The sequence below is a fragment of the Methylophilus luteus genome (assembly GCF_042676265.1).
Taxonomy (GTDB): domain Bacteria; phylum Pseudomonadota; class Gammaproteobacteria; order Burkholderiales; family Methylophilaceae; genus Methylophilus; species Methylophilus luteus.
The window spans coordinates 387,773-403,150 of record NZ_JBHTKB010000002.1 but is presented as its reverse complement, the minus strand read 5'-3'; the positions used below and the strand labels follow the sequence as shown (position 1 = coordinate 403,150).

Annotated in this window: 15 protein-coding genes; 4 read left to right on the top strand and 11 right to left on the bottom strand. The window is 56.4% G+C overall.

The features are described from left to right. Positions 1–17 precede the first annotated feature (17 nt). Positions 18–524 (top strand): SRPBCC family protein, encoded by a 507-nt coding sequence (locus ACFQ1Z_RS11435; RefSeq protein ID WP_379057732.1) that lies wholly within the window; start codon positions 18–20, stop codon positions 522–524. 196 nt (positions 525–720) lie between these two features. Here the strand turns inward: ACFQ1Z_RS11435 and ACFQ1Z_RS11430 are convergent, their stop codons facing one another. From ACFQ1Z_RS11430 to phoB, 11 genes are all read right to left on the bottom strand, one after another. Further along, positions 721–1,434: a M48 family metallopeptidase gene (locus tag ACFQ1Z_RS11430; RefSeq protein WP_379057731.1), complete on the bottom strand. Its 714-nt coding sequence runs from the start codon at positions 1,432–1,434 to the stop codon at positions 721–723. A gap of 10 nt (positions 1,435–1,444) precedes the next feature. Continuing rightward, on the bottom strand, positions 1,445–2,161 hold the full coding sequence (locus ACFQ1Z_RS11425) for a lysophospholipid acyltransferase family protein (RefSeq protein WP_379058008.1): 717 nt from the start codon (positions 2,159–2,161) through the stop codon (positions 1,445–1,447). Then, positions 2,161–2,703, bottom strand: a complete 543-nt coding sequence (gene gmhB, locus ACFQ1Z_RS11420) for a D-glycero-beta-D-manno-heptose 1,7-bisphosphate 7-phosphatase (protein ID WP_379057730.1) — start codon at positions 2,701–2,703, stop codon at positions 2,161–2,163. Before gmhB ends, ACFQ1Z_RS11425 begins: the two co-directional genes overlap by 1 nt. Before the next feature lie 41 nt (positions 2,704–2,744). Then, on the bottom strand, positions 2,745–4,850 hold the full coding sequence (gene glyS / locus ACFQ1Z_RS11415) for a glycine--tRNA ligase subunit beta (RefSeq protein ID WP_379057728.1): 2,106 nt from the start codon (positions 4,848–4,850) through the stop codon (positions 2,745–2,747). Continuing rightward, entirely contained in the window at positions 4,847–5,788 is a 942-nt protein-coding gene (glyQ, locus tag ACFQ1Z_RS11410) for a glycine--tRNA ligase subunit alpha (protein WP_379058007.1), read from the bottom strand. Before glyQ ends, glyS begins: the two co-directional genes overlap by 4 nt. 197 nt (positions 5,789–5,985) lie before the next feature. After that, on the bottom strand, positions 5,986–7,425 hold the full coding sequence (gene lnt, locus ACFQ1Z_RS11405; protein ID WP_379057727.1) for an apolipoprotein N-acyltransferase: 1,440 nt from the start codon (positions 7,423–7,425) through the stop codon (positions 5,986–5,988). A gap of 92 nt (positions 7,426–7,517) precedes the next feature. Then, complete coding sequence (locus ACFQ1Z_RS11400) at positions 7,518–8,351, bottom strand: ChbG/HpnK family deacetylase (protein WP_379057726.1); 834 nt, start codon at positions 8,349–8,351, stop codon at positions 7,518–7,520. A gap of 23 nt (positions 8,352–8,374) precedes the next feature. Further along, positions 8,375–8,749 (bottom strand): GtrA family protein, encoded by a 375-nt coding sequence (locus ACFQ1Z_RS11395; RefSeq protein WP_379057725.1) that lies wholly within the window; start codon positions 8,747–8,749, stop codon positions 8,375–8,377. A 6-nt stretch (positions 8,750–8,755) separates the two neighbouring features. After that, positions 8,756–9,835, bottom strand: coding sequence for a glycosyltransferase family 2 protein (locus ACFQ1Z_RS11390; protein ID WP_379057723.1), 1,080 nt, complete (start codon positions 9,833–9,835; stop codon positions 8,756–8,758). Positions 9,836–9,880: 45 nt separating this feature from the next. Further along, a complete protein-coding gene (locus tag ACFQ1Z_RS11385; protein ID WP_379057722.1) occupies positions 9,881–11,509 on the bottom strand; it encodes a glycosyltransferase family 39 protein in 1,629 nt (542 codons plus the stop codon). Between the two features lie 120 nt (positions 11,510–11,629). After that, positions 11,630–12,334: a phosphate regulon transcriptional regulator PhoB gene (gene phoB / locus ACFQ1Z_RS11380; protein WP_379057720.1), complete on the bottom strand. Its 705-nt coding sequence runs from the start codon at positions 12,332–12,334 to the stop codon at positions 11,630–11,632. Between the two features lie 171 nt (positions 12,335–12,505). Here phoB and ACFQ1Z_RS11375 point away from each other — a divergent pair, with 171 nt between their 5' ends. The 3 genes from ACFQ1Z_RS11375 to nusB all read left to right on the top strand — a co-directional run bounded on the left by ACFQ1Z_RS11375 (position 12,506) and on the right by nusB (position 15,297). Continuing rightward, on the top strand, positions 12,506–14,173 hold the full coding sequence (locus tag ACFQ1Z_RS11375; protein WP_379057719.1) for an OFA family MFS transporter: 1,668 nt from the start codon (positions 12,506–12,508) through the stop codon (positions 14,171–14,173). A gap of 147 nt (positions 14,174–14,320) precedes the next feature. Beyond that, entirely contained in the window at positions 14,321–14,770 is a 450-nt protein-coding gene (gene ribH, locus ACFQ1Z_RS11370) for a 6,7-dimethyl-8-ribityllumazine synthase (protein WP_379057718.1), read from the top strand. Next, positions 14,767–15,297 (top strand): transcription antitermination factor NusB, encoded by a 531-nt coding sequence (nusB, locus tag ACFQ1Z_RS11365; protein WP_379057716.1) that lies wholly within the window; start codon positions 14,767–14,769, stop codon positions 15,295–15,297. The genes ribH and nusB overlap by 4 nt, the downstream gene beginning before the upstream one ends. Positions 15,298–15,378 lie beyond the last annotated feature (81 nt).

The following is a 15,378-nucleotide window of genomic DNA, read 5'->3' as shown; positions in this document are numbered from 1 at the left end:
CTCAAAGGAGAAGCGTGATGACGACTGCATTCAACCCGGAACTGGATCTGATCCTGGAGCGCGAAGTCGATGTATCCCCCGCAGAACTCTGGCAGGCATGGACCACGCCTGAACACCTCAAACAATGGTTCTGTCCGCAGCCGTGGAAAACCGTGGAATGTGAGATCGAGCTCAAGCCCGGCGGGCGCTTTTACACCGTGATGCAATCACCAGAAGGCCAGCAGTTTCCGAATACCGGCTGTTACCTTGAAATCATCCCCGAGCAGAAACTAAGCTGGACCAATGCGTTGCAACCCGGCTTCCGGCCGGCAGACACCCCGCCACAGTCGCCAGGCCATGAGTGTGCAGAGCTGTTGATGACGGCCAGCATCACGCTGCAGGCCACCGCAAAAGGCACCCTCTATACAGCCCATGTTTTGCACCCGAATGCGGCGTCAAAACAACGGCATGAGGCCATGGGCTTTGAGGCCGGCTGGAGCGCGGTACTGGACCAGTTGCTGGCGGCCATCAAGCAGTCTCGCTAAACGCAGCCAGCAGATAATCGACAAAGGTGGTCAGCCCCACCGTGCTGGAAGAATCTTGGCATATCTATGGCGCGGCCTTTCCCGGGCTGGAAGCGGCACCCGGTGCCAAGTGGCGCTAGCCTATCAGAGAAGTGTGGAAGGGTTCGAGATCGGACAGGAATATCGCGTCTGGTAATTTGCCGGCAGGCAGCGTAGGTCACGCCATGCGGTGCAAGATGGCCGACAGTGACTTCAATTCTTTTTCAGCCTGCTCATAATTGGGAAACAGGCTGGCTTGCACTGCATAAAACTTGGCGGAATGGTTCATCTCGCGCAGATGGGCCATTTCATGGCAGATCACGTACTGGATAATGTGCGGTGGTGCCTGGATCAGGCGCCAGTTCAGGCGTATCTGCTTGCGGCTGTTGCAACTGCCCCAGCGCGAACGCGCATTAGACAACGCCACCGCAGTGACTTTCTCGCCCATCTGTGCCGCTATCAGTTCTACCCGGCGTTTAAAATCCGGCAACGCCTGCTGGGCGAACCACTGCAATACTTTGCGCGCGACAAACGCCGGCTGGTCTATCTGCGGCGAGCGGACCAGCAACTGATTACCCTGCAGGACCACCGCTTTACTAGTGGCATGCTGTTGCAGGGTGAGCACGATATCCTGGCCCATGAACAGCAAGTGTTCGCCATCGACCCACTGCATGGGGCTGACCTGGTTCACTTCACGCAAGGCGAGTTTTTGCTGTATCCAGCGCGCCTTTTGCAACAGCACCTGTTGCAGCTGGCTGGCAGCGATGCGCTTGGGCGCATGCACCACCAGGCCCTGGGCGGTGATCTTAAGGCCTATGGTCCTACGCACGCGCAGGTCTAGCTGGTAGGGGATGGTTTGCCCGTCAGGCAATTGCAGCAGCTGCTCTATCATGGGGTGGTGATCACAAAGACTGCATCTGGGTTTCTATCCAGTCTTCCACCAGTTTATTGATCGCATCCGGCTTGAGGCCGCTGGTATCTATGGGCGCCCCTATCACTACTTGGATGACGCCAGGGTATTTGAGGATAGAACTCTTGCGCCAGAAACGGCCGGCATTATGCGCGACCGGCACCACGCAGCTTTTGCTATGGCTGGCCAGCCAGGCGCCGCCTATATGGTATTTGCCGCGTGACCCCGGTGCGATGCGTGTCCCTTCAGGAAAAATAACCACCCATAAGCCGCGCTTCAGCCTGTCCTTGCCGTGATTGACCAGCTTTTTCAAAGCCTCGCGGCCTGAGCTACGGTCTATGGGGATAGAGCCTACCGCCCACAACGCCCAGCCCAGAAATGGCAATAGCAGCAACTCTCTTTTCAGCACCCACACCTGGGGTGGGAATATGCATTGCAGGGCGATGGTTTCCCAGGCCGATTGATGTTTGCACAAAATGACTGCCGGGGTGGCCGGGATATGCTCGCGGCCCTGCACTTCATAGCGCAGATCGCAGGTGACTTTCAGCCACCACAACACGGCGTTTGACCAAAGGCTGACCCAGCGCGAGCGCGTCACCGCTGAAGGCAAGGGCAGCAACAGCAGTGCCAGCAACGAGAAAGGCACGGTCAGCGCGAACAGCCCGACATAAAACAACAGAGAACGTAGATACAGCAATGCATGACGCATCATCTGTCCCCCGCGATGATATCCTGCACCGCTGCTGCCAGGTCGGCCACCACTATGGTATTAGGCGGCACGGTTGAAAGGTTATTGGTTTCTTCACCCTTGCCGGTGCGCACCAGATATGGCTGGCAACCGGCCTTGGCAAAGGCCTGCAGATCACGCAGGGCATCACCGACACCGGGGACTTTGTTGAGCTCAAGATTAAAGCGCAAACCTATCTCTTCTATCATGCCGGTTTTCGGTTTGCGGCAGTTACAATTGTCATCGGCCGCATGCGGGCAATAGAATACCGCATCGATACGGCCACCCACCTGGGCCACGGCTTTGTGCATTTTTTCGTGTATGGCATTCAGGGTAGCCATATCGAAATAGCCGCGTGCGATGCCGGACTGGTTGGTGGCGACAGCCACGCGGTAACCGCGCTGGTTCAGCAAAGCGATCGCTTCCAGGCTGCCGGGGATAGGGATCCACTCGTTGGGATTTTTAATAAAGGTCGCACTGTCCTGGTTAATCACACCATCGCGATCAAGGATAACGAGTTTCATCTGGGCTCTCCGGCATTCCCGCTGCACGGGAATGACTTACATTAACTGGCTAATTTCGACAGGTCTGCCACGCGATTCATGGCCTGGTGCAAGGTCGCCAGCAAGCCCAGCCGGTTCGCTTTCAGGGCCGGGTCATCGGCGTTGACCATGACCTGGTCAAAGAAAGTATCCACCGGTGCTTTTAGCGCAGCCAGCGTCTGTAGCGAAGCGGCGTAATCGCCGGCCTCAAATAACTGGTCGGCTTTTGGCTTGCTAGCGGCCAGCGCCTGATGCAGTGCCTGTTCGGCGGCTTCCTGCAGCAGTTCTGCCTTCACTTCGGCTTTGACTTCGCCTTCGACTTTTTTCAGGATATTGCTGACGCGTTTGTTGGCAGCCGCCAGCGCCGGGGCTTCCGCCAGGCTGGCGAATGCCTGCACCGCTGCCAGACGGCGCGGTACTTCTGATAACTGTGTGGGCGACAGCGACAGCACGGCATCGACTTCCTGCGCACTGGCACCCTGGTCACGCAGGTTCACCGCCAGTCTATCAAAGCAGAAAGTCTGGATAGCCGCGGCCACTTCAGTATTCCCATTGGCATTGAATACGCTCAGGGTCTGCGCGATCAGCTGGTCAAAGGCCAATGGCAGATCGGTTTCCATCAGCATGCGCAAGATACCCAGTGCCTGGCGGCGCAGGGCGAACGGGTCTTTATCGCCAGTTGGTTTTTCACCTATGCTGAACAGGCCGACCAATGTTTCGAGCTTATCGGCCAGTGCTACCACTACACCGACCTGGCTGCGCGGCAGCTCATCGCCGGCAAAGCGCGGACGGTAATGGTCTTCAATCGCATAAGCCACATCATCAGCCAGGCCTTCGTGTTGCGCGTAGTAACGTCCCATGATGCCTTGCAGCTCGGGGAACTCACCGACCATATCGGTCAGCAGATCCACTTTAGATAAACGTGCCGCTTGCGCCACTTTAGCGACAAACCCATCGCCACCAATGTGCTGCGCAAGCGCAGAAGCGATAGCCACCACCCGCTCGTTACGCTCACCTTGCGAGCCTAGCTTGTTGTGGTAAACCACTTTTGCCAGGCCAGGCAAACGGCTTTCGAGTGACTTTTTGCGGTCCTGATCAAAAAAGAATTTGGCATCGGCCAGGCGTGGACGTACCACGCGCTCGTTGCCGCCTATCACCTTGCTGGCATCCGCAGGATTGATATTGGAAACAATCAAAAATTTATTGGTCAACTTGCCACTGGCATCCAGCAAGGGGAAATATTTCTGGTTGGCCTTCATGGTCAGGATCAGACACTCTTGCGGCACCGCCAGAAACTCTTGTTCAAATTGGCCGAGCAACACGTTGGGGCGTTCCACCAGCGCAGTTACTTCATCGAGCAAGGCATCATCTTCGATCGGCTTCAGGTTCTGTGCCGCCGCTGCTGCCTGCAGTTGCCTGACGATCTCGGCACGCCGCGCATCAAAGCTGGCGATCACCGCGCCCTCGTCCGCTAACTGTTGTGCGTAGCTGTCGGCAGAACTGAGCGTCACCACTGGATTCTTTGCCTCAAAGCGGTGGCCCTGCGTGGTGTTACCCGCCGTCAGGCCCAGGGTGGTGACAGCCACCACTTCAGCACCGTGCAAGGCGACCAGGCCATGCGCCGGGCGCACAAAGTTGACACTCTGCCAGCCATCGTTGATCTGGTAAGTCATCACTTTAGGAATAGGCAATCTGGCCAGCGTTTCATCCAGGGCTTTCTGCAAGCCTTCCTGCAGGCTGGCCCCAGCCTGGGTCACATCCAGAAACAGGATATCAGCCTTGCCATCATGCTCTTTGCGAAGCCTGGCGACCGCAGACTCATCCTCACCCAGCGCCTGCAATTTCTTTAACAAGGCCGGGCTGGCCTGACCATTAACATCCAGGCCTACCGTGGCAGGCATCAGCTTTTGCGCGACCTGCTTATCGGCCGCTTTGGCAGAGACATTCTCAATGTGTGCAGCCAGGCGGCGCGGCGAAGCAAAGGTAGTGACGACAGCACCTGCAGCCAGCAAGCCGGAAGCCTGCAGGCTTTCAGCCAGTACGCCGCTGAAAGACTCTCCGAGCTTGCGCAGCACTTTAGGCGGCAGTTCTTCTACAAATAATTCAACTAACAGGTTGCGGGTACTCATGCGGCGGCTTTCTTGTTTTGTTCGGCTTTATCGCTGGCCAGTTTTTCTATGACTTCATCGGCCCAGGCTTTTGGTGCCATGGGGAAACCCATGCGGGCGCGGCTATCCAGGTAGCTGGCAGCCACTGCGCGGGCCAGGTTACGAATACGGCCTATATAGGCAGCGCGCTCGGTCACCGAAATAGCGCCGCGTGCATCCAGCAGGTTAAAGGTGTGTGCGGCTTTCAATACCTGTTCATAGCCAGGCAAGGCCAGTTTTTCTTCCATCAGGTGCTTGGCCTGTTTTTCGTGCGCGTTAAAGGCGGTGAGCAGAAAATCGACATCGCTATGCTCAAAGTTATAGGCAGACTGTTCTTTTTCATTCTGCAAGAACACGTCGCCGTATTTCACGCCGGGCGAGTATTCAAGGTCATAAACGTTTTCAACGCCTTGCAGGTACATGGCCAGGCGCTCCAGGCCATAGGTGATCTCGCCGGTGATAGGCTTGCAATTGATACCACCCACTTGCTGGAAATAGGTGAACTGCGTGACTTCCATACCGTTGAGCCAGACTTCCCAGCCCAGGCCCCAGGCGCCCAGGGTAGGGTTTTCCCAGTCATCTTCGACAAAACGGATATCGTTCTCTTTGAGGTTGAAACCCAAAGCTTCCAGCGAACCCAGGTATAGCTCGAGAATATTGGCGGGTGCCGGTTTCAGCACCACCTGGAATTGATAGTAGTGCTGCAACCGATTGGGGTTCTCACCATAACGGCCATCCTTGGGGCGGCGGCTAGGCTGTACATAGGCGGCTTTCCATGGCTCGGGGCCTAAAGCGCGCAGGAAGGTGGCAGTGTGGCTGGTGCCGGCACCGACTTCCATGTCATAGGGTTGCAGCAAGGTACAGCCTTGTTTATCCCAGTATTCTTGTAGTTTTAAAATGATTTGTTGAAAGGTCAGCACCATTTTGCCTGATCCGATGAAATGCAAAAGGCAGATTTTACCTGAATAAGGGGCAGGTACGAAATGATTCGCCCTGCCGCAGTAGCGGATCAGCTGCCTACAACAGCAGGTGCAGCCTGATGCCGGCTGGCGGCGACTACCCCTGCACTACAGCGCGCCATGGCTATTGTTTAGCGCCCGCTCGCTGACCATGTACTTTATGCCTGGTCTTTGTAACGAAAGGCGACAGCCAGCCCTATCACGCTCAACAGGATAAACAGATAGTTGCCCCAGCGCACATAGGGGGTGGTGCCCTGATAACTTTGCGCCTTGCCAACCAGGATCAGGCCATCATCGTGTGGCGCATGCTGCCTGACTTGTCCATCGTGGCCGATAATGGCAGTGGCGCCGGTATTGGTGCTGCGTAACACCATGCGCCCGGTCTCTATCGCCCTCACCTGGCTGAACTGCATATGCTGCTCTGCCGCAAACGACCTGCCATACCAGGCGTCGTTGCTGATATTCACCAGCAATTCAGCCTCTGGCAACTGGAGGGCGATCTCTTCGCCAAACACATCTTCATAGCAGATATTGACCCCGACTTTTTGCCCGGCGATCTGCAACGGTTTTCTGGAAGTTCCGCGTGACAGGTCACTGAGCGGCATATGCAACCAGTCCTGGTAGATCCAGCCGAACACGCTTTTTAGCGGAATATACTCACCGAACGGCACCAGATGGCTTTTAGAATAGGCTTGCCCGGGAGAGGAACCTATGCTGATGGCACTGTTGTAGTAACTGTTATTTTTAGCCTCGACCACCCCGAGCAAAATATCGCCGTGCTGACTCAGCGCATGCTGTTCCAGCGCGGCCATATAAGAAGGATCGACCTGCTCGGCCAATATGGGTAATGCGGTTTCCGGCAGCACGATGAGCTTGGCTTGCGCCATGCGCACCATATCCAGATATTGCCTCAGGGTGCGCTCGGCCTGATCAGGTGACCATTTAATGGTCTGGCTGATATTGCCTTGTAACAGTGCGACAGCGATGGGCTGGCCGACCGGGTGGCTCCATGGAATAAACGCCAACAGGCTGCCACTCACCAACAGCCCTACCGTCAGCAGCAATGCGTGCAGACGCTGTGCGGCATTCAGCCAGGCACAGACCAGGCTGGCGGAGATGCCAGCTGCTAATGCCGACACCCCATAAACACCTATGACAGGCAGAAACCCCACCAAAGGACTGGAGGGCGCCTGCGAGTAACCCAGGGTCAGCCAGGGGAAGCCGGTAAATATCCAGCTGCGCACCCAGTCTGAAACTGCCCATAACACCGGCGCGGCCCACAACAGATTGCCCAGCCGTTTTGCCAGGTAGCCCGCCAGGGCCGGAAACAAAGCCATAAAGGCACACAGGCAAAAGGTACTGAAACCGGCAAACCACCACGGCATGCCGCCAAAATCATGCAGGCTGATATAGATCCAGTAAATGCCTACGCAATACAGCCCCAGGCCGAAAGCCAGGCCTATCCTGAACACCTGGCCTGAGGTCGGGGCCACTTGCCACAAGCCCAGCAAGCCTGCCAGTGTCAGCCATGGCAACCAGAACAGATAATAAGGGGCAAAGCCCAATACGGTCAGCGCGCCCAGCAAGATGGCCAACATAGCGCGCTGCCAGAGTGGCGCATGCTGCGCCCAATGTAGTAATGTTTTAAATGGCACTGGATTAGATGCTGATGGATTTAATGCAGGTGGATTCAATGCGAGCCTTTCACGGGCTGAATATCGGCTTGTGCTAGCCAGGTTGAAAAATCCGCTGATTGCATGACTTGCCACTCTATGACCCTGGCGCTGGCGATGGGGTCACTCTCATCCACCAGCTCTGCCGGCATCGCCGGATGGCACATCAGCACCGGCGGCAGGCTAGCTGCGCTGGCAGGTGCCAGCTGCTTTAATTGCCTGGCCCAGTGCAGCCAGTGCGCCTGATAAGCCGCAGCATCAGCCTGAAAATCGTAGACCCCGAGCAGACGCGGCGATACTCTGAAGCCCAGTTGCTCGGCTTTTGCACGCAACGCGCCTGCGCCCAGCCAGTGGATCACTCGCGCCTTTAAACCGCTGCGCTCAGGCGGGCTGGAGATGCGTAGCCAGGGCCGCTGCGGCGCAGGCAACCTGGCATAGCGCTGCTGCATTTCTGCCAGCAGCTGCTCGCGTATGCCGGCCAGCTGATGCACATGTAAATGCCCATCCACATAATCGGGCGGCGTGCCCAGCGCCTGCTCAAACGCATCCAGTTGCTGGCGGATATTATCGCGGATAGCGCGCTGATCAAGCAGCCCGAACAAACTGCGTAACACCAGTGCCGGATGCGATAAGCGTATGGTCTGGGAGAACTGGGTGAAGTCGAGGTGCAAGCCTATATCTGCCCGGGCACGGATCTCAGGGCTTAGTTGCGCGGCACTTTGCGGCCAGGCAGGGCTGAGCGTCATGCAGGAAGTCGCGGTCAATACCCCGCGTGTGATCAGATCCAGGATGGCGGCATCGATAGCGGCTGACTGTGCATAATCATCGGCACAAATAATGACTTTAGCCATGCCTGCTCCTATCCATGCCCGCCTTAGCCATGATGAAAAGCCCAGAAGCGGCTGAGCAGCCAGGTGCTGATCGCCACCAGCACCATCACCACGCCCAACACCAGCCAGAAAGGCAATGGCGTGTAAGTGAGTGCCAACCACAATAGCAGCTGGTTAGCGAAAAACCCGAGCAGGGCCACAGCGAAAAACCTGGGGAAAGCCTGGCGGTGATTAGCCAGGGTGCCGCGAAACGACCACCATCTATGGCCTATATAACTGACAGGAAAAGCCAGCAGAAAACCCAGCCAGTTGGCATTGGCCGGCTGCCAGCCCAGGGCATGCGCCAGCAAGGCGACCACATAATGTACGCCGGCGGCCAATGCGCCTATGCTGACAAATCCTAATAGCGAAGCCTGCATGCTGGATCAGGCGTCACTGGCCGGTTTACGGCGGCGTGGCGCTGGTTTTTTTACTAATGTCGGGCTTTTTACTGGCGCAGACTGGCTGTCGGCAGAGGTGAGCGCGGCTGTTTGCGCGGCAGAGGCCGCTGACGGTTGCACCACATCAGCCACAATAAAGGGCGGCCGCCCTTTTACTTCATCATAGACGCGCGCCAGGTATTCACCGAGTATGCCTATAAACAGTAATTGCACCCCCGCGAAGAACATCATGCTGGCGACCACGGTAGGCCAGCCCGGAATAGATTCGTGGAAAAACAGGGTATCGACCACCACCACCGCGCCATAAGCGAAGGCGATCAGCGCCAGCACCACTCCGGTCAGACTTGCCAGTCGCAGCGGCAGTACCGAAAAACTGGTGATGCCAGTCCAGGCCAGTGCGATCAATTTGAGTTTTGAGTAGGCGCTCTCGCCATGTAGCCTGGGCAAGGGCGTATAAGGGATACCGACAGACTTGTATCCCACCCAGGCATAAATACCTTTCATAAAACGGTTACGCTCAGGCAAGGCACATAAGGCGTCGACCACTTTGCGGTCCATCAGGCGGAAATCACCGGCATCGCGCGGGATCTCGATATGACTGCTGGCACTCATCATGCGGTAAAACGCGCGCGAGCCCCACAGTTTGAAAGAGGACTCCTGCTCGCGGTCCTGGCGCACCGCATAGACCATGTCATTACCCTCGCGCCATTTTTCCAGCATGCTCAACATCAGTTCAGATGCGTGCTGGCCATCGGCGTCCATACAGATCACGCAATCGCCCTTAGCATAGCTCAGTCCGGCGCTGATGGCGTTTTCCTTGCCAAAATTCCTCGAGAACCTGACCAGGGTGACATGATGGATATCCACCAGCGTCTGCACCACTTGCGCCGTGTGGTCACGGCTGCCATCATCGACCACGACGATATCCCAGTGCGGCGACATTTGCTGCAACACGGCACTGATATTCTGCAGTGTGCTGGCGATATTCTTTTCTTCGTTATAAGCCGGCACCATCACCGTGATGTGCGGCTGGGCGGTTGGGCGTGCTGAATCTATGATAGTCATGGCATTACATCTGGTAATGAACTGATGGGATTGTAGCGGATTAAGCTAGTTTTTGGCGGGTGTCGCCAACCTATCCTTGCCTTGCAGCTGGCGCCGGTCTTTCACCACCGCCAGCGACATGCCCTCGCGCTGGATATTGATGATCACTTTGCCCTGCATGACTTCATGGCAGTGCATATTGGTGGTGGACAGGTAAAAATCGGCTTCTTCCCACTTGCGTGTGACGCTGAAACGGCCGTCCAAGTATGGCTCTATCTGTGGCGTATCCACGCATGCGCCTACCCAGTAAGGTCCGGGTCGTGCCGGCAATTTCATATCCAGCAACTGATCGGCCGCTGCCCGCAGGGCGCTGGACCAGTAATCGTCTTCCCACTTGAACTGCGCCTGCTTCTGGTCGCCTGCCAGCCGGTTGAGCCGCACATATTCATATGGATGCAGCTGCACGATATCGACCAGGGTGACCAGCATCAAACCCGTCAGCACCCCTGCCCACAGCCCCTGGTAAATGGCACGGCCTGCCATCCTGCTATCGGCCAGCGCCTGCCAGACGGCCACCAGCGCCCAGGCGGCGAGGATAGCCAGCAACGGCAGCAGGAAAGTGAAGTGGCGCACGCCGTTGTAGAGCGCGGGCTTGTCGTTGAGCACAAAGGCCAGAGGAAACCCTATGCCTAATAACAGCGTGTGCAAGGTGATGCGCGTTTGCATATCTGCCGCTGTGCAAGCTTTGCGGCATAGCAGCCACAGCGCAGGCAAGGCGGCCAAGCCCAGCAAGGCGGCTTCCGGCAGTTTCACCGCCAGGTACTGGAACAGATAGCTGCGCGGTACGTCACCGATGTTGTACATGACGCCGTTAGCCATGGTTTGCATATTGAAATCAAAATGCGAGAACGACTCAGCGGCTTCCAGCATATTGTCTACATCGATCACGCTCCAGGGCCAGCAGATGGCCATAAACACGAACGCCAGCACTGCGGCTGGCAGCAACACCAGCACCATACGCAATAAACGCGAGAATACCGGCGAGCCGTTGTGCTTATGATCCAGCCAGGCGCGCCACACCACCAGCAGGATCAGGTAGATGACAGCAAAGGCACCACCCACGCGCAAGCCCAGGGCGCCGCCTACGGCAAACCCGAGCAACACGATGGCTTTGCCACTGACGTTTTCCATATCGCGCACCACCAGTGCCGTGGCATACAAGGCCCACAGCATGCAGGTGGCAAATGGCACATCCTTGGTATGGGTGAACATGGTGCCAGACCAGGAGACGGTCAGCAGCAACAGCGCCATAGCCAGCAAAGCCAGGCGCTGGCCGCCCAGCAGATGGGCAAATCGGGCAACACCATAGAAACCAAGCAGGCCGAACAAGGCGGAGAGCAGGTGGCGTATATCCCAGATCATGATCGGGATATACGGGTCCAGCGCGGCGGCGATGATATCGAACAGGCCACCATACAGGTAAAGATTGCGGTAATGAAACGCGTCCTGGTCAGTAAAGCCGGAGCGATACCAGTCCAGCAACATCTGGCCGTAAGTATGCTGCACATACTCGTCGTTACTGATGCCATGCTGCCTGAAGGTCAGCGCGACCCAGCCTATCAAACCCAGCCAGAACAGACGCGTCAGCCAGGTCAGCGTAGAGGCAGAAAAAAAGTGGGCAGGCGCAGGTTTCATAGGCACGACGAACATGAAAAACGAACTCGCAAGCGTATCACGACGCCCGGCCTTAGGATAGAGCGCGCCCACCGCTACACCCAAAATTCATTTAAACAATGTGGGCGGCAGGCGGTTTTACTAGTTGCCGGGGTCTGTGTGTACCGAAAAGCGGTAGCCCGAGCCACGCACGGTTTGTATCATGTCCTGATGGTTAGACGCCACCAGTGCATTACGCAGACGACGGATATGCACATCGACTGTGCGGTCTTCTACAAACACGCGGTCACCCCAGACTTTATCCAGCAACTGGGTGCGGCTGTGCACGCGTTCAGGGTTGGTCATGAAAAAGTGCAGCAATTTGAACTCGGTCGGGCCCAGCGGGATATGCACATTGTGGCCGGTGACGCGGTGGGTGGTAGGGTCCAGGTGCAGGCCGGCGATCTCTATCGGGTCATCCGTCATCTGCGGTGCACGTCTACGCAACACCGCCTTGATACGCGCATTCAATTCACGCGGGCTGAACGGCTTGGTCACGTAGTCATCAGCGCCGACTTCCAGGCCGCGCACTTTATCAAACTCGTCGCCCCTGGCGGTGAGCATGATGATGGGCACTTCCTTGGTCAGGCTGTCGGATTTCAGGCGGCGCGCAAACTCTATGCCGCTCATGCCTGGCAACATCCAGTCGAGCAGGATCAGGTCCGGCATGGTTTCGCGCAATAACATCTGCGCATGTTCAACACTGGTTGCACGAATCGCGTGATGTCCGGCCTGCTTGATGTTCAATGCAAGCAATTCCTGAATCGCCGGCTCATCTTCTACAACCAAAATATTTGCTGCTGCCATGACACTCCCTTTTAAGCAATATTCAACAAAAGTACTTCTGTATTTGCTCGCCAGTTTATGAATGTATTATGACATTTTAATGACATACTCACATAAATTTAAATTCTGCCGCATTGCCTTTTGAGCCAAACTGTAACAAGATGTAACCGCTAAAAATTTAAGGGGTGTTTCATGTTGTTTAATCTGTCAAAAGAACATATCACGGCAGGTAAAGGATTCAATCGCTGGCTGGTACCACCAGCCGCGTTAGCAGTACATTTATCTATAGGCATGGCATATGGTTTCAGCGTGTTCTGGAAACCGCTGGGCACCGCCCTGACTGGGCCAGATGGCGCCCCTCTCGCGGCCTGTGCCGCAGGTGCCACGACCTTTGCCGATAAACTGGCTGGCACCGGCGAGGCGCTGTTTGCCACCGATTGCAACTGGACCCAGTTCGACCTCGGCTGGATGTATACCCTGTTTTTCGTGCTGCTAGGCTGCTCGGCGGCGTTATGGGGTGGCTGGCTGGAACGCGCAGGCCCGCGCAAGGCCGGCCTGGTCGCCACGCTTTGCTGGTGCGGTGGCTTGCTGATCTCGGCACTTGGTGTGTATCACCACCAGTTATGGATGATGTGGCTGGGCAGTGGCGTCATAGGGGGTATAGGGCTAGGCCTGGGCTATATCTCGCCGGTGTCTACCCTGATCAAATGGTTTCCTGACCGTCGTGGCATGGCCACCGGCATGGCCATCATGGGCTTTGGCGGCGGCGCCATGATAGGCTCACCACTGGCGACCAAGCTGATGAGCATATTCGCCACGCCTAGCGCGCCTGGGGTCTGGCAAACCTTTGTCGTGCTCGCCATCGTCTACACCATCTTCATGACTTGCGGCTCTTTAGGCTACCGCATTCCGGCCGCCAACTGGAAACCGGAAGGCTGGACACCGCCGGACCAGCAGCATAAACGCATGGTGGTGAACAAGCATGTGCACCTGAAAAACGCGCATAAAACACCGCAATTCTGGCTGCTGTGGCTGATCTTGTGCATGAACGTGTCGGCGGCGATAGGCATCATAGGCGCCGCCGCGCCCATGTTGCAGGAGACGTTTGGCGGCAAACTGATAGGACAGCCAGACTTGAGTTTTGCCGATATCAAAGCCGATGAAACGCTGACGGTGGCCGCTGCGGCAGTAGGTGCTGGCTTCGTCGGCCTGATCTCGGTGTTTAACATTTTTGGCCGCATAGGCTGGGCCACTTCTTCAGACAAACTCGGGCGGCGCAACACCTACTTTATCTTTTTCGTGCTTGGCGCATTGATGTATATCACTGCCACTTATGCTGCCAACCATCATCAGCTGGCGCTATTCCTGGTCGCCTTCTGCGTGATCGCCTCCATGTACGGCGGCGGTTTTGCCACTATCCCGGCCTATCTGGCTGACCTGTTCGGCACCCAGTTTGTAGGCGCTATTCATGGCCGCCTGCTCACTGCCTGGTCCACCGCCGGCATCGTCGGGCCGGTGATCGTCAACTATATGCACGATGTGCGCCTGGAAGCGAAAACACCGTTTGCAGATATTTACGCACCTATCTTCCTGACACTGGCCGCGCTACTCGGCATAGGCTTTATTGCCAACCTGCTGGTGCGGCCGGTCGCCAGCAAATACTTTATGACTGACGCCGAGCTGGCAGCCGAGCAGTCGCTGGGCAAAGCTAAAGAAGTGAATACAAAAGTAGTTAAGCTTGCCGCCGATGGCAAACCCAGCCCGGCATGGCTGGTGGGGCTGGCCTGGCTGGTGGTACTGATACCCATCACCTACGGTATCTGCATGACTGTGCAAAAGGCCTGGGCGCTGTTTGCCTAGCGCAAACCACCCTAGGGCTTGATAGCATACCCGGTCTGAAAAGTGCCGCCCAGGCACACTTTTTAGACCGGCCTGCATACAATCAAACGCGAGCTGGGCCGTTTGGGTTAAAATAGCGGTTTCAAGTTTTAGCCCACGGATTCCCAAGTGAACAAAATCTCCCCAAATCTGGATGGTACCGGCAAAAAAATCGGCATCGTTCTCTCCCGTTTTAATGACAATATCGGTGCCGGTCTGCTGCAAGCCTGCGAGCAGGAACTGCTGAAACTGGGCGTGAAAGCTGAAGATATCACGCTGGCAACAGTGCCAGGTGCACTGGAAACGCCGCTGATATTGCAACACATGGCACTGACCGAGTCGTATGACGCCCTGATCGCACTGGGTGCTATCATCCGCGGCGAAACCTATCACTTTGAAGTGGTTTCCAATGAATCCGCACGCGGCATTTCTGAAGTACAGCGTGACACCGGTGTACCGGTCGCCAATGCCATACTCACTACCGAAAACGATGAACAGGCCGAAGCGCGTATCGCAGTTAAAGGCGCTGAAGCAGCACAGGTCGCGATCGAAATGACCAACCTGGTAAATGCACTATGAGCCAGGACCAGACCCCAGCGCCAGATAATCCACAAGCGTCGGCTAAACCACAAGAGTCGGCTAAACCACAAGCCTCGGCGAATAAGGGCAAAGGCAGCAAGAACCGCCGCAAATCGCGCGAACTGGCGCTGAAAGCGCTGTATCGCAACCGCATGAATGCCGGCGATGTGAAACAACTACGCCTGGATAGCCTGGATGACCCGGATTACAACAAGGCAGACGAAGGCTACTTTAAACAATTGCTGACCGGTGTACTCGACCACACCGCTGATGTAGACAATATGATCAGCCAGTTTATAGACCGCCAGCTGGACGAACTCAGTCCTATAGAACATGCCATTCTGCGCATTTCTGCTTATGAGCTGATGTTTGATGTCAGCATCCCCTACCGCGTGGTGATCAATGAAGGCGTAGAGCTGGCCAAGACCTTTGGCGGCATCGATGGCCACAAGTATATCAACGGCGTATTGGACAAGATCGCCGCGCAGGCCAGGCCCCAGGAGTTTGGTCAGCAACTGCGCAAGTAAGGTAGTAAATGCAGTCCGCAGTGTGCATGCTGCAAAATGACGCAAAAAAAAGCGCCCACGGTTAACTGGGCGCTTTTTTTT